Origin of the sequence: Microcystis sp. T1-4 (assembly GCF_000297435.1) — a bacterium.
Lineage (GTDB): Bacteria > Cyanobacteriota > Cyanobacteriia > Cyanobacteriales > Microcystaceae > Microcystis.
This window is the reverse complement of record NZ_CAIP01000106.1, coordinates 1-15,459: the sequence shown is the minus strand read 5'-3', so window position 1 is coordinate 15,459 and position 15,459 is coordinate 1. Positions and strand designations below refer to the sequence as shown.

Genomic DNA, 15,459 nt, shown 5'->3' with positions numbered 1-15,459 from the left:
CATAATTCATAATTCCCACTCCCCCACTTCCCCACACTCCACTTCTCCACTTCCCCACTTCCCCACACTCCACTTCTCCACTTCCCCACTTCCCCCATTCATAATTCATAATTCATAATTCATAATTCATAATTCCCACTTCCCCACACCCCACACCCCACCAGCAAACCCTAGTATAGATATTTCTGCAAAATTGCGATGCAGAACAACGATAAGGAAAAATTCTGCTATATTATCTGCTAACTCTCTAAAAAACCCAATTAGTTTAATAATCTTTTCCGGGTATCTGAGAAAAAAAATAGTTCATCCCTTTAAAATATGGTTTGAGGGAGATATTTAGTGATTGTGTGAGGCAATTTGTGGTTAACAAGACGAAATCAAGGCTTAAAAGCGGAAAATCAGGGAAATTAGCAGCTAAACCTGTGAAAAAGCGGCGATTGTCCCGTAAATGGTTCCTGACAGCCCTAGGCTTAACCGGCTGCGCCCTAGTTTCCGCCACGGCGGGGGCGATGTTGGCCGTGTCTCTCTCCTCCACACCTTTGCGACAAGCTGCCCTTAGTCCCGAAGAAGCGGCCGCCTTTAACAATCAGCAGGCCATATCCTATGAAAATCTGCAACTTCCCGCCCTCAACCGTCCCGTTAATATTCTGGTAGTCGGCGCGAAAGTGTTGACATCCGATGTCAAGGAGACAAAAAGCCCAGATCTGGGTTATCATGCCCCGGTTAATTCCTTAGAGGGTTTAACCGATACCATGCTGTTACTGCGTTTTGACCCCCAAAGACAGAAGTTAACTATGCTTTCCATCCCCCGGGATACCCGCACCGATATCGAGGGTTACGGGGAGAAAAAAATCAATGAAGCTAACGCCCTTGGCGGACCTGCTTTAACGGCGGAAACGGTTAGTCATCTTTTAGACGGAGTCGCTATCGATCGCTATATTCGCATTAATGTGCAGGGTGTGGAAAAATTAATTGATGCTTTGGGGGGGGTGACGGTATATGTTCCCAAAGACATGAAGTACAAAGATTTTAGTCAACACCTCTACATTGACCTGAAAAAAGGGGAACAACACCTTAACGGTGAGAAATTCCTCCAGTTTGCCCGTTTTCGTTACGATGCTAACGGCGATATCGGTCGTATCCAACGACAACAGCAATTAATGCGGTCTTTAGTAGAACAAACTCTAAAACCAGCAACTTTACTGAAAATTCCCGATATTATCGAGGTTATCCGTACCCATATCGATACTAATCTCAGTTTAGAGGAGTTACTCGCCCTAGCCGGCTTTGCCTCCAAAACTGAGCGCGCTGATGTGCAAATGCTACTGCTACCCGGAGACTTTAATGGTGATGGTCGGCAAGGGATCAGTTATTGGTTGCCCAATCAAAGTAAAATTCAAGAGCTAGTGGCTCAACATTTTAACCACGGCTTTTTTATGGCTGACATCGAGGAAAACAGGCAACCGACTCGCATAGCTGTGGAAGATAGCATCGATAATCCAGAAGCGGTGCAAGCTCTAGTTAGATATCTGCGCTCCTTTGGTTATGAAAATGTTTTTGTCTCTAAGTCTTCATCGCCAATTCTAGAAACTACCAAAATTATTGCTCAAAAAGGGGATGATTCCCTGGCTGCTGCCCTGCATAATAGCCTTGGTGTCGGGGAAGTTTTGGTGGAAAGTACGGGTAATCTCGCTTCTGATGTGACGATTAAAATCGGTCAAGATTGGCAAGAAAAATCAACTAATCTTTCTGAGCCATCCCCAGGCAACTAACAAAAAAATCAAGTTTGTCTGGGTTATTTATTAGCCAAAGTTTGACAAAACTCTTGGTGTTCTTGACTAGCTATTCCTTGCTTTAACACCTCCAAAACTTCGGCTAAATTACCCGATAATAAAGCATTTTTATCCAGCCATAATCCAGGGAATATTTGAGAGCAAAAAATGTTATTTTGATTTGATTCTAGGGGTAAATATTCTCCATCAGTTAAGCGAAAACAGTCCAATTCTTGGTCATCTACTCGCCAGATAATATACTCTTGCACTCCCTGGCGACGATAAACTTTGAGTTTTTCGTGTAAATCGTAGGAAGCAGTAGAGGCGGCAATTTCCACGATTAATTCCGGCGCGCCTTCTACATAATCATCTTCACTAATGCTTGATTGTCCACCGGTTTCTATTCTTAATAAAGCATCTGGTTGTGGTTGATTCTCCCCATCCAGTCGCACAGTAGTATTATCCAGTGTTTCTACTCCAGGTGTCGCCACTTCGTAAGCAGTTAACCAACCGATAATATTAGCGTGGGGTTTACCGTGCTTTTTGGCTCTCACCGCGGCTGCCATATAAACAACTCCTGCGATTAATTCAGCTTTTTTTAGCGGCGTCATTGCTTGATAACGGCGCTCGAATTCGGGACGAGTTAATCTATCACCATTTTCGAGAGGGGGAATAATATTAGAGGAAACTGTGTTAGTCGATACCATAATTTTTGGCTCATCAAGAAACTACTATCAACGCTTAAGTTTTTTTAGCAGACTCAGTTAATTTATCGATTAGGTTAAGCTTTGTATCGAGAGCATCGAAGATATCCTATACTTATTTTACAGCGTTTCTGATCATTTACCTGGAACCTTGCGCCATGTTTGCCTTAGTTTCACTAGATAAAATCGAGCTACCGGTGGGATCCTTAGTGAGATTACCTGCCACTTGGCTAGATTATCAAACTTTGTCTCGGCAAAGGGGCGACAATTCTCAGCCTAAAATCAAATATCACAATGGAGAAGTCTTGCTTATGTCTCCACTTCCTAAGCATGGACGTGATGCCCATTTAATTGCTAATATTATCATCACCTTATTGGATTATCTGGGGCGTGAGTACGAGGCTTTTACTCCCGTAACCATGGAATTACCAGAAACAAGTGGTATTGAACCAGATTATAGTTTTTATATTGACCATTGGCCGGCTATAGCAGGGAAAGCCAGAATTGACTGGGTAAATGATCCTCCTCCCGATTTAGTATTAGAAATTGATGTCACCAGTTACTCGAATGTGGATGACTATCTGCCTTATCAAGTGCCTGAAATTTGGTTGTATCGTCAGAAAACTCTCTATATTTATTGGCTAGAGAATCAAGAGTATATCCCTCGCCATCAAAGTCAATATTTTCCTAACTTTAACCTACAAAATCTAGTTTCTTTCTGTGGAGAAATTGCCGACAATCGCAATAGTAGTATGGCAATTCGTCAACTAAAACAACATCTCGAAGATTTTTATAAGTAGGGAGGCACAATTATTTGTAGGATGGGTTAGCGGTAGCGTAACATGAGCGGGCGTTGGGTTTCATGCTTCAACCCAACCTACGTTCATCTTATATTTAATTCCACCCACCTACTTAGTATTTAAACTAATTTTTCCCGCTGACAGCGTCTTTCATGGCAACGAAGTAAATCCTCCCACTCCTGTCTCCTCTATTTAACCATGAATAATTTTAAAATACTGCTCATCGGTTACGGTAATACTTTAAGAAATGATGACGGAGTGGGAGTGAGAATAGCCGAAATTATCGCCGAGGAGAATTTGCCTAATGTGCAAGTCATCGCTACCCATCAATTGACTCCTGAGTTAGCAGCCGATATAGCTGATGCTTCCCTAGTTATTTTTGTTGATGCGGTATTATCTAATCAAACCGATATCCGGATAGAAAAATTAGCGGCAGTTACCGAATGGAATAATTTCGGTCATGCAGAAAGTCCCGCTTCTTTATTAGCATTAACTCAAGCAATTTATCAACAAACTCCCAGGACCTGGGGAATATTTATTCCTGCTATTAATTGTGAATTTGGTGAAGAATTATCAACAATAACTCAAAAGGGCTTGACAAAAGCGATTAAAGCTATTAAGAAAATTATTACTTCTGAGAATTTGACTGAATACCAAAAGCAGGACTTTGATAATCTTCCGGCAGATAATTTTCAGGAATAGTGCTGTGATTGCCATCCCGGAGAGCCTTGTAGTGAGGAGACATAATTTCGATGCCAACTTCGTTACATTTATCCTGAATATTTTGATGTAATTCAGAATAAATATACACCATTTTGCTAGGATGATCGGTGTAGGCATTTAGCTGATAGCTGACATAAAAATCATCGAGACTGGTTTGCAAGACAAAAGGAGCAGGTTCTGAGACAATAAATTGGGTGGCTAAGGCTGCTTCTTTCAGGGTTGCGTGAACCTTACGCCAAGGTAAATCATAACCGAGAGTGACTGTGGTTTGCAAAATTAAAGGCTGTTTGAATTCCCGTTGAGAGACAGTAAAGTTAATCACATTGGTGTTTAACAGCGATGAATTAGGAATCGTGATAATTCTATTAGCTGGTGTGCGAATACGGGTGACTAATAATCCTTTTTCAATCACATCTCCAATAACATCACCAATAGAAATTTTATCTCCTAGTTGAAAAGAGCGGGTATAGATGAGGATAATTCCCCCCACCACGTTAGCGATAGCAGAGGTGGAACCCAAGGAAAATAGTACCCCTAAAAATACCGACACCCCCTGAAAAGCAGGAGAATTAAATCCGGGTAGATAGGGAAAAGCGATGACTATAGCTAAGGCAATTATCAGCAGTGACAGTAGATTATAGGTTGGTTTTGCCCAATCGGAATAGAAACCATGAATTACTAAATTTTCTCTTGCCAAGGCGGTGAAAAATGGTTTAATTGCTCTCAACAGATAGTGAGTTATAAAAACAATTATCAGTATAATAAAAATACTGGGTAAATATTTTGCTATCTCTTGGGAAACAACTTCTAAAGCACTAAAAAAGTATTGCAGAAAACCATCACCAAATTTTCTAGTCCAGGGAAAAAGACGAAGGACAAAAGTTAAATAAAAATAGAGAATAGTTAAAATAATTAGAGTGCGGATAAATTGCAAAACTCTTAGGGAAAAAATTCCTATTGTCTGGGAACTAATAATCTCAAAATTTTGGAATACGACCCCAGGAACTAGGGAGGTGATTAATCTCTGAATCTGGGGAAAAACCCGCGAAGATATAAAAATTATTACCCAGAAAATTAAGACCGTGGCCAAGGTAGCACTTACCGTCAAAACTGCATCTTTGAAGAGGTTATCTGGTTGACGTTCTTGACGATAACGGACAATGGCTGCTTTCATCTTTGCCAAAGCTCGTTCGGCCAATACTTCTTGACTGACCGCGTGTAATTTGGCATCTCTAGAAGTAATAGTAGCAATAACCGTATCTCCCAAAATAATCGAAGGGTTTTTGTCTTCAGGATCGATTTTTATGGTTAAATCTTCAGGAGAAAGGGCATCGTCATCGGCAATTTTTTCAATTCTATCTGTAATCGATTTCGCTCTTTCTTGCGCTGAAAAAGAACCTATTCCCTGCCGAATCGTAAAAAGTTCTTGATTATCAAGCATGACGGGAAAAACTTCTCCCAAAGTTTCCAGGGGTGTTTCCTGTCCCTGTTTAGTAGGATTATTCTGGGCCGCTATCATGAAGATAGGGGATAAAGTCAGTAACAAAACTAAACAAAACAGTCCTAGGTAACGCCAGATTTTTTTCATCTTCTAAGCCACAATTGCACAGGAGCGATCGAGTTTAATACCTCTTTTTTTCATCGTAGCATGGAATAGTTCTGTGGATAGCACCTGTTCCACCGGATAAATCCCGGCTTTTTCGAGTTTTGCCGCTAAGATTAATTCTGCCACGCTGCCAGTTCCCCAGCCAGCTGCTTGAGCAGTGTTCTCGTGAACCATAGTCGCTTGATAAACTGCTTTTTGCTGCCCTTGCCATCCGGCCACTTTGGCTAACATTGCTACCCCAATTCCCGAAAATTTATCGGTTACTTCTGTCATGCGATAACTAACTTGGGAAAAAAACTCGATTCCCCGAGAACTTTCTACCCAAGCATCGGGGAAGATATGGGCAGTAATCCAAGTTAAATGATTATAAAAATCGGGAATAGAACCAAATTTTGTGATCACATTTTGCACCTGAAAAGATTCGGCGAAAGTATAGGTTTCTGGCATATCAAACCAATAAACACCAGTTTTACCCAAAGGAGCGGGAAAGTCAATTACTTCTCTAGCAGTATAGGGTTCAATCTCTTGCCATCGTCCCTCAATCCAAGCTAAAAAAGGCTTTTTTAAACCGAGAAAAGTTGTCCGCATTACGGTTAATCCCGCACCTCCGGAACCGGCTACGGCATAATTTAAACGGATCGTTTCTACCCTATCTAACTGTTCGACTCCCTCCCGCACTATACTATTAGAAATACCCGGGAAAATTCCCGTATTAACCACGGCAGTTATTCCCGCTTTTATCGCTAATTCTCGATAGGGGATTAACTTTTGATAAAAAGAACGATGATCACTAACATCAATATAATTGACTTTTTCTTCAATGCAAATTTTTACTACCCTGCCATCGCGATAATGAAAGGGACCAGCACAATGAATGACTAAATCACTGTTTTTAATTGCCTGTCTAAGCTTGTCTATTTCTTCTAAATCTAAAGCCAAGAACTGCATTCTTGGCAGTAATTTAATGGATTTTTTCCTGCGTCCTGTGATAATAATTTTAGCTGCAGTATGATTAATAATATCTAGGGCGACACTTTGACCAATGCGACCAGTGCCACCTAAAATTAAAACAGTTTTTTCCATGGCAACTATTAATAATGTTTGCCCTAGTATAGCATCCTTTTGGCAAGTTTCCCTATTTTTCAAGATGAAAATTTTAGAATAATCCCAACTTATTTAATGCGTCCTAGGGGCAAGAAAATGGTTAAAATCTCGCCTTCTTCGGGTTTTTGACGCACAATAAACTTACCTCCCAAAGCTTGAAAAAGGTTTTTAGTTACCTTCATATTCAGGCTTAAACTACCCGTTTCTGGTTGAAACATTAAAACTTTTCCCAAAGCTTTGAAAGTAAGATTAGGCGATTTTACCTGAGTTTGGAACTGCATTTTTAATTGATTTCCTGCCGTTGATATATGTACCTGCAACAGGCCACCACTAGCCATACTGCGAGTACATTTTTCCACGACTCCATTTAACATTTGATCCAATAAATTCGGGTCACTAATTACCGAAGGCAATTTTTTCGGTACATTAACTTCTAAATTGACATTGCGCCGTTTAGCTTGTTTTTGCCACCGGGGAATACTATCTTGAAAGACTTTTTCTAGAGCAATTGGAATTAATTGAATCGGTTTATCTCCCAGAGGATTAATCCCCAATTCTGCAGCTCGGAAAATTAATTCCATGCGCTGAATTTGTTCACTACATTCTAAATCGATTGTTTCTAAATATTTTTCCACATCTTCCGTTATTTTTGCCCGTTTTAATAATAATCGGGTAATGGTGCGAATGGTGGTTAAAGGGGTGCGAATTTCGTGGGTTAAGGCGCGCAATAACTCCAAATCACAACCCGATTCTAAATTAGAATTATCTTCCTTTGGGGGAGTGATTTCGGCATTGATAGGCGATTTCGTTTTTTTCGGGTCTAAATTGGACTGGTTGGGTAAATTTTGCAGTAATTGGCGGCTAAATTGGCTAACTAGACGATAATCCGGCGAGGGACTGCCATTAGCTTTGATAATTGCCTCTAAAGTCCCGATTTGCGGATAACGCAGATTAACTAATCGTTGCCGCAACTGCTGCCAGGCTTGCTGGGTGAGGACGGGATCAAAGGAAAATTGAAAAGAGGACAAACCCCACTGATCCTCGCCTAAAACCAGCAAAAGAGCGAAACTTTCACTAAAAACTAGACAAAATCTTTCATTAGCAATCGGATCCGTTGGCAAGAGAGGCAATTCATGAATCTCCGTCGGGGAAACATCGGCGGCGGATTTTTCCTGAGAAGGCAATTGAAAACCCGGCCATTGTAAATGTTTTAAAGCTTTAACAGTAAAAACACCAAATTCAAAACCCGTTAGAGCCTTGCTTTCTCTGACTAAAGCCGTCGGACCGGAGAGAATTAAACCCCGACCGGCAGCAGCATTATTTTGGTTTTGTAATAAGATATTTTCTAAGGATGCGATCGCTGCAAACCATTCACTTTCCGCTTTCAGTTGCGAGCGCTTGAGCCATTCCGATAAATTAGGATAAAAAGCATTCGGGGTGAAAGTTTCCCGGTCCTGATGGTCAGTTGGCGGGAAAATATCGCTTAATTTCGGTAAAGACCCCTTTAACATCGTCTTCATCACTGACTAGATACAAATTCCTTACCTAGAATAGTACCCCCGTCAATGCTCATCCCATAACGGTAAAACCGAACTCTATTGGCAGTGATATCCGCGTTTTGATAACAGTTATCTTAATGGTGAGGTACAAAGTTTTGCTTTTGGGGAGTCGGTAGTCGATAGCAAATTAGGTTACACTTCATCTTGATCGGAAAGACTGTCAATCGGTTTAATGATTTGTAATATAGGTTAGTGTAGTTGATCACCTATGCCAGTTGTGGGGTTCGTGCCTCAATTCAACCTCGATAAGTCTGATATTTAATTACACCTCCCCACTTATGTATTTTTTTGTTACATTTAAGTATTTTTTTTGCTTATCTATGGTTATCATCGAATAACTTAAAAGTGTTACCCAATTATTTCCCTAACCAACCGATCTTTAATCCCAAAACCTTTTGCCTTGGCATTAGGTCAATGGCAGGAGTCATCGGGTCTTGGAGGGACTAACACAAATTATGAGACTCGACAAACTTTTGAACTTAGGAGAAATTAGTTATTCAAACCAATCCTTTCTCAGATTATTTCTAGTCATTTCTTGTCTTTTTCTCTTTTATTACCTATAATTTTTTCAATCCTCACTTTTCCAGTTAACAAGGAGAATACAATCATGAAACCTCTCAACTTTTCTATGATCCAAGAAATCAAACATCAAGGAATTTGTGATGCTTCTGCAGCCACTGCTTTAGGAGAAAATAAATTTGTTGTTGGTAATGATGAGGCGGATCCAGAATTAGGTAATATTCTCTGGATTTATTCCTCTCAAGAGTCGGGAAAAGCACTGGAAACAATTGACATTAATGGTTGGCTGAAAAACAATCCTGAAAATAAAGAAATCGACTTGGAGGGGGTAACTGTACTCAATGACATAATCTATTGGATTACTTCCCATGGACGCAATAAAGATGCTAAACGAAAAATCCCTCGTCATCAATTTTTTGCCAGTAAAATTAACGATGACGGCTCTAGTATAGTTCAAGTGGGTAAGTCTTATACTCAGTTAGTCTTGCGTGATATTATCGAAGACTCTCAATTGGCTAAAATATTTGATTTCAAAACAGCAGAAACCAAAGCTCCCAAAGCTGAAGTAGGATTAAATATTGAAGGTTTAACGGCAACTCCAGACGGAAATATCTTAATCGGTTTTCGTAATCCTGTCCCCAACGATAAAGCTCTTTTATTACCCCTAAAAAATCCCAAGAGTTTAGTTACTAATTCAACCACGGCTAAAGCTGAATTTGGTGATCCTATCCTGCTAGATTTGGGAGGATTAGGAATTCGTAGCATTGAATTTTGGCCAGCTTTAGAAGTATATTTAATTATTGCCGGAGAATTTCATGGAGGCGATCAATTTGTTTTCTATACTTGGTCAGGAAAAAAAGAAGATGCACCAGAAAAGATAGAATCACTGCAATTCCCTGAAGGTTTTCGTCCAGAAGCTTTGTTGTTTTATCCCCATTTCCAAGATCGCTTTCAGATTTTAAGCGATGATGGTACAATCGAGCGAGTTGGTAATACTCCCTGTAAAGATATTATCGATAAAAATAATCCCGAAAAATATTTCCGCAGTATTTGGGTAAAAGTTAATTAATACCAATTCTCACCCATAAAAACTAGAGATCGAATTATCGAATTTAAGTTCCCCTTTTTAAGGGAGATGCCGAAGGTAGGAGGATCGAACTCCTGTAGCCGGATTTTGGGGAATTGCTATAATTAGCCATCCTTCTTAGTGGAACCTCAACAAAACCTAGAACAAAAATAGCTTTCAAACCATGTAGGGATAAGCTTTAAGCTCAAAAAAACCATTGATCACGTCTTCTCAATGGTTTTTTATCCTAGAAGCTCTATTAACCTTTTTCTCTTATCCAGAGGACTTCTGGGTTCGCAAAGGGACAAAAAAGTGTGGAGAATTCTCCCATAATCGCTACAATTTTTCTAGAGGCTAAGTATTGCCCTCATTTAAGTTCTTTTGTACTTATTAAAAACCATGAAAATTCTTCACGGTACTTGGATTCCTCAATCAACGGATGAATTTATTCAGAAGGGTAGCTTTTATCTTTGGGGAGAAACTAGCACCCCGAAAAAGAGTCGCACCACTGCTGATAATTATCATCCTTTTCAGTTAAGCAAAGAAGAATTAACTAGCTTTCTCACCGGAGAGTTAGGAATAGTTCAATCGAATTATAATCCTCTTAGTCGGCAATTTGTCCCCCGCTACTTTCTTTTACCTAGTCACGACAATCAACCTTTACCCTCCTTAGAATTACTGCGTTATCTAGAAAAAGAACCCCCAGAAAATAGCCAATGGCAATCTTGGCACATTGATTGTTATCCCCTTAATCCCGTACTTAAACTACTCAATGATCTGCACTTTATCTGTCTTTACAACTCCTCAGAGATTCAGTTAGGTGCAGATCTACTTTTTTGGTATCACTACAGTCAAGCTTTTAAAGAAATAATTATCAAAGATAACTATATTCCTGCTTTTAAATATCGAGAATTAGCCACAAAGAACAAGAAAACTGCTGACTTTGCCATCTATCCTCTTTGGGAAATTATATCAGCAACCTACGAAACCAATCTTGATCGCTATCTCGAATATCTTCCCCGCATTTGTCTTGCTGGTGCTGAAAATACCCATGCTTCACCACAATTATACGACCCCAAAACCCTACTCCGGCACTTCTCGGAATGTCTCCTCAATGAAATTGTCACTAATACGGCAATTCCTGCCAGTTTTGAGAAAAAAATTAGCGAAACAATTATAGGTGATTGCTTCTCTGTGACTAAAGCTGCTGGATTTCTGCAAACTGCCGCTGCCTTAGAAAAATATCAACAGTGGCAAACTTGGAGACAGCAATTACTAGGAGACCAAAATATATCTAGTTTTAGCCTTGGTTTTAAACTAACGGAAGCGCCAGAAAATAATATTGAACAGTGGCAAATTACTTTTATCCTCATCTCTAAACAAGACCCCTCCCTGCGATTAGAATTAGACCAATATTGGTATGCAGTCCCCGAAACTAGAACAAGCATACAAGCGCATTTTGGTCAAGATTTAGACAAAAATATTTTACTAAGTTTGGGTTATGCTGCCCGTATTTATCCCCCCATTTGGCAAGGATTAGAAACGGATAAACCGACGGGATTTTCTCTCAACCTTACAGAAGCTTTTACTTTCTTAAAAGAAACTGCTTGGATTTTAGAAGATGCTGGATATAAAGTTATTATTCCCGCTTGGTGGACTCCCCAAGGTCGTCAGCGCGCCAAAGTTCGGCTAAAAACTACTTCTAAATCGGGCAAATCTACCCCCGTTAGTAAAGGGATTTTTAGCCTCGAAAACATCATTGAATATCAATATGAACTAGCCATCGGTGAAGAAACTATTACCCAAGAGGAATGGCAACAATTAATTAATACCAAAACCCCCCTAGTTAAATTTCGAGGTCAATGGGTAGAATTAGAACAAAATAAAATGCAGCAAATGCTGGATTTTTGGCAGAAATATCAGCAGGAAAATCCTGAAATGAATCTGATTGAATTAATGAAAAAAGCTGCCGAATACCCAGAGGATATTATTGTTGAAACCGATGATTTTTTGGGTTCAATGCTAGATAAATTACAAAATCCTAGTCAACTAGAACCGATCGAAAATCCTCCCCAATTACAAGGAACGCTGCGGGAGTACCAAAAGCGCGGGGTTGCTTGGATTCAATACCTGGAACAATTGGGTTTAAATGGTTGTCTTGCTGACGATATGGGATTAGGAAAAACCCTACAGGTAATTGCTAGATTGGTTGGGGAAAGAGAGGGAGATAATAATGTTTTACCAACTCTGCTAGTCGCACCCACTTCTGTGGTGGGAAATTGGGCAAAAGAAATTGAAAAATTTGCCCCCCATCTTCAGGTTTTAATTCACCATGGTAGTAAGCGCTATCAAGATGAGAGCGAATTTCAGACAGTAGCTAGTCACAAGGATATCGTCATTACTTCCTTTACCTTAGTTCGCAAGGATTTGAAATTATTTAACTCGCAATCTTGGCAACGTTTGGTAATTGATGAAGCACAAAATATCAAAAATCCTAAAGCAGCACAAACTAAAGCAATCTTGAGTTTATCTGCACAACATCGTCTCGCATTAACGGGAACTCCTGTGGAAAATAGACTGCTTGATTTATGGTCAATTTTTAACTTCCTTAACCCCGGTTATTTAGGCAAAGAAACTCAATTTCGTAAAGCGTTTGAAGTGCCAATCCAAAAACAAAATGATCGTCTCCAGTCCACGGTTCTCAAAAAATTAGTGGAACCTTTTATTCTGCGTCGGGTAAAAACCGATAAGCAGATAATTAAAGATTTACCAGATAAAGTGGAAAACAAACAGTATTGTAATTTAACTAAAGAACAAGCTTCTCTCTACGAAGTTGTCATCAAAGAAGTGGAAAAACAATTAGAAGAAGCGGAGGGAATAAAACGCAAAGGATTAATTTTATCTACCCTGATGCGCTTGAAACAAATTTGTAATCATCCCCGTCAATTTTTACAGGATAACAGCGCTTTTACCCCTGAGCGATCGCATAAGTTAGAGCGTTTGGGAGAAATGCTAGAAGAAGTAATTTTAGAGGGAGATAGTCTGCTAATTTTCACTCAATTTACTGAAATCGGTGACTCCTTACAAAAGTACCTCAAACAAACTTTTCGCTACAATACCTATTATCTTCACGGTGGGACTTCCCAACCAAAACGAGAACAAATGATCGAAGAATTTCAACATCCCGAAACAGAACCTTCTGTATTTATTTTATCCCTAAAAGCTGGAGGAGTGGGGATTACTTTAACTAAAGCAAATCATGTTTTTCATTTCGATCGTTGGTGGAATCCTGCGGTGGAAAATCAAGCCACCGATCGCGCTTTTAGAATTGGTCAACAAAAAAATGTTTTCGTGCATAAATTTGTCACTTTGGGAACCTTAGAGGAAAGAATTGATGAAATGATCGAGGAAAAGAAAAAGGTAGCTAATGCTATTGTTAGTAATGATGAATCCTGGTTAACGGAATTAGATAACGAAAGTTTTCGTCAGTTAATCGCATTGAATAAACAGACAATTATTTAATCGAGGTAAACCCATGAATAAATTTAGTAAAACTTGGTGGGGACAACGCTTTATAGAAGCATTAGAGGAATTTACCGACTCATCGCGTTTGAGTCGAGGACGTTCCTACGCTAAAAATGATAAAGTCAAGAATTATAAAATTGACGGTAATTTAATTACTGCTCAGGTGCGAGGTTCCATTAATCCCTACTTTGGAGTTTACAAAGAACCTTTGTATAAGGTGAGTATCGAGATTAAACCAATTACTAAAGCAGAGTGGTCACAAGCTTTATATAATCTTGGTTCAAGAGCGAGTATGATCTCTAAACTGCTGCTCAAAGAAGTTCCCGATAATATTGATGAAGCATTTAGCGATCTGAATCTACACTTATTACCCCACAGTCAAAAGGATTTTATCACCAATTGTTCCTGTCCCGATTGGGAAAATCCCTGTAAACATATTGCTGGAGTTTATTACCTCGTTGCTTCCCAATTAGATCAGGATCCTTTCCTCTTATTTGAATTACGGGGTATCTCTCGTCAAAAATTACTGCAAGAATTAGCAAAAACTCCCCTCGGTAAGCTGCTTTCCTCCTCCATCCAAGAGGAAAAAATTCCTCTTAACCCGGTTACCTCCTATCACACTAAACCCGAAACCATACCGGCATCAGAAACAATTGATCTCAAAGAATTTTGGCACTCTCATCACCGTTTACCAGAAAATCCTCAGTTAGTTAAAGCCGCAACTATTCCCGCAATTGTCATTAAAAAAGCTGGTGATTATCCGGCATTTTGGGATAAGGATACCTCCTTTATCGAGGTAATGGAAGAAATATATCAACGGGTACGCAATAAAAATGCAGGGATACTTTAAAAAAATATAAGTTTTCCTTTTGGGGAGTCAGGAGTCAGTCCCGATGTCAAATTAGGTTACACTTTATCTTGATCAGAAACGCTGTAGCTAAATTGCTGACTTTTTGACTTAGGTATCTATCCATAGGAGGGTAGATTAGAATAAACAGGTTAACAACTGACAGTAATTGAAAATCTCCCCCTAACCTGCTAGTATTGTTATGAGACTGGACATAAGAGAGATATAATGGAATCCTTAATTATTGAAAATTTTCTGATTATTAAGTATGCGGAAATAGAGATAAAAAAATTAATGTTATCATCGGTGAACAGTCCACTGGTAAAAGTATTATTGCTAAATTAGTTTTTTTATTTCAGAGATTTTTGTTTTATCAAGTCAGCGACGCTAAAAAACCCGTAGGGTTCACGGGTTAGCAGTAGGGTTAGGGGTTAGAAAAAAAAACTATTTTTCCGAGTATGGTCAGTATTCCTGTCACCAAAATTCCGACAATGCCAAGAAAAGCATTGCTTGTAACATTCAACCGTCCATTTAGGTCATTAATGCGCTTTTCTGTCTCTATTACCTTAGAATCTAAGGCTTTAATATCTCCCCTTAACTCAGACTGCCCGATTTCTAACTTTGTAAGACGTTCCTCGATTTTGTCGAATTTTTGGCTAACATCTTTCTGGTAGCTGTCTATTTTCCCCTCAATCCTTGTCAAAACAGCCTCTAAGGAATAGGTCACGGTTTCGTTAGGCATCGGCTAAACTCCTATCTTTTTGTTGATGCGATTTCTCTTACCAGTTCGGCCCGAAGGGAAGCGATCGCCGCTTCTATTTTTTTATCTACTGTGTCCATATCGTCTAGGGTTGCTTTCCCTAATGCTGATTCAATAAATCGGATCAGTTCCCCGCTTGCACTATTACCGCGCTTCTCAGACCACTGCTTAAATGCTTCCCAATCATCTTCATCTACTCTGAAAGTTGCCAGAATCTTATTTTTAGCCATATTCTATACTGCTGTCTATACTGTATAAATTATAGACTTTAATCTATTGTCCTGTATATAAGAAAATCTTTTAAATAAAGTCACTGTCTATAAAAAACCTATATATATTATGTATTGACAGCTATCTAGATTTAAATATATACTTATGATATAAACCAAAAGCGACCGCTCCCAGACTTCCAATCAGAAAAGCGATCGCCTATCATCCAAAAAAGGATACTTCTATTAGATCTCTTGCAAAAGC

The 15,459-nt window shown here is 39.3% G+C and carries 12 protein-coding genes; 6 read left to right on the top strand and 6 right to left on the bottom strand.

Features of this window, described 5'->3' with window-relative positions:
- Positions 1 to 359 precede the first annotated feature (359 nt).
- Complete coding sequence (locus MICAI_RS05830; RefSeq protein ID WP_008199103.1) at positions 360 to 1,772, top strand: LCP family protein; 1,413 nt, start codon at positions 360 to 362, stop codon at positions 1,770 to 1,772.
- A 23-nt stretch (positions 1,773 to 1,795) separates the two neighbouring features.
- Here MICAI_RS05830 and MICAI_RS05825 read toward each other — a convergent pair whose 3' ends face one another.
- Positions 1,796 to 2,479 carry a Uma2 family endonuclease gene (locus tag MICAI_RS05825; RefSeq protein ID WP_008199101.1) on the bottom strand — a complete coding sequence of 228 codons (684 nt, stop codon included), beginning with the start codon at positions 2,477 to 2,479 and terminating at the stop codon, positions 1,796 to 1,798.
- 155 nt (positions 2,480 to 2,634) lie between these two features.
- Between MICAI_RS05825 and MICAI_RS05820 the strand changes: the two genes are divergently transcribed.
- Together MICAI_RS05820 and MICAI_RS05815 are read left to right on the top strand one after the other, a co-directional pair.
- Complete coding sequence (locus MICAI_RS05820) at positions 2,635 to 3,276, top strand: Uma2 family endonuclease (RefSeq protein ID WP_008199099.1); 642 nt, start codon at positions 2,635 to 2,637, stop codon at positions 3,274 to 3,276.
- Between the two features lie 198 nt (positions 3,277 to 3,474).
- Entirely contained in the window at positions 3,475 to 3,978 is a 504-nt protein-coding gene (locus tag MICAI_RS05815) for a hydrogenase maturation protease (protein WP_008199097.1), read from the top strand.
- Here MICAI_RS05815 and MICAI_RS05810 read toward each other — a convergent pair.
- The 3 genes from MICAI_RS05810 to MICAI_RS05800 form a co-directional block, all read right to left on the bottom strand.
- Positions 3,905 to 5,587, bottom strand: a complete 1,683-nt coding sequence (locus MICAI_RS05810; RefSeq protein WP_008199095.1) for a mechanosensitive ion channel family protein — start codon at positions 5,585 to 5,587, stop codon at positions 3,905 to 3,907. The genes MICAI_RS05815 and MICAI_RS05810 overlap by 74 nt on opposite strands.
- Positions 5,588 to 5,590: 3 nt before the next feature.
- Positions 5,591 to 6,688, bottom strand: a complete 1,098-nt coding sequence (locus MICAI_RS05805) for a saccharopine dehydrogenase family protein (RefSeq protein ID WP_008199093.1) — start codon at positions 6,686 to 6,688, stop codon at positions 5,591 to 5,593.
- Positions 6,689 to 6,777: 89 nt separating this feature from the next.
- On the bottom strand, positions 6,778 to 8,220 hold the full coding sequence (locus MICAI_RS05800) for a sensor histidine kinase (protein ID WP_008199092.1): 1,443 nt from the start codon (positions 8,218 to 8,220) through the stop codon (positions 6,778 to 6,780).
- 655 nt (positions 8,221 to 8,875) lie between these two features.
- Here MICAI_RS05800 and MICAI_RS05795 point away from each other — a divergent pair.
- The 3 genes from MICAI_RS05795 (at position 8,876) to MICAI_RS05785 (ending at position 14,228) form a co-directional block, all read left to right on the top strand.
- Complete coding sequence (locus MICAI_RS05795; RefSeq protein WP_008199089.1) at positions 8,876 to 9,856, top strand: DUF3616 domain-containing protein; 981 nt, start codon at positions 8,876 to 8,878, stop codon at positions 9,854 to 9,856.
- A gap of 396 nt (positions 9,857 to 10,252) precedes the next feature.
- Positions 10,253 to 13,375 (top strand): DEAD/DEAH box helicase, encoded by a 3,123-nt coding sequence (locus tag MICAI_RS05790; RefSeq protein ID WP_008199088.1) that lies wholly within the window; start codon positions 10,253 to 10,255, stop codon positions 13,373 to 13,375.
- Positions 13,376 to 13,388: 13 nt separating this feature from the next.
- Entirely contained in the window at positions 13,389 to 14,228 is an 840-nt protein-coding gene (locus tag MICAI_RS05785) for an SWIM zinc finger family protein (RefSeq protein ID WP_008199085.1), read from the top strand.
- A gap of 421 nt (positions 14,229 to 14,649) precedes the next feature.
- Here MICAI_RS05785 and MICAI_RS05780 read toward each other — a convergent pair whose 3' ends face one another.
- On the bottom strand, positions 14,650 to 14,967 hold the full coding sequence (locus tag MICAI_RS05780; protein ID WP_008199082.1) for a hypothetical protein: 318 nt from the start codon (positions 14,965 to 14,967) through the stop codon (positions 14,650 to 14,652).
- Positions 14,968 to 14,978: 11 nt separating this feature from the next.
- Positions 14,979 to 15,215, bottom strand: coding sequence for a hypothetical protein (locus tag MICAI_RS05775; protein WP_008199081.1), 237 nt, complete (start codon positions 15,213 to 15,215; stop codon positions 14,979 to 14,981).
- Positions 15,216 to 15,459: the final 244 nt, after the last annotated feature.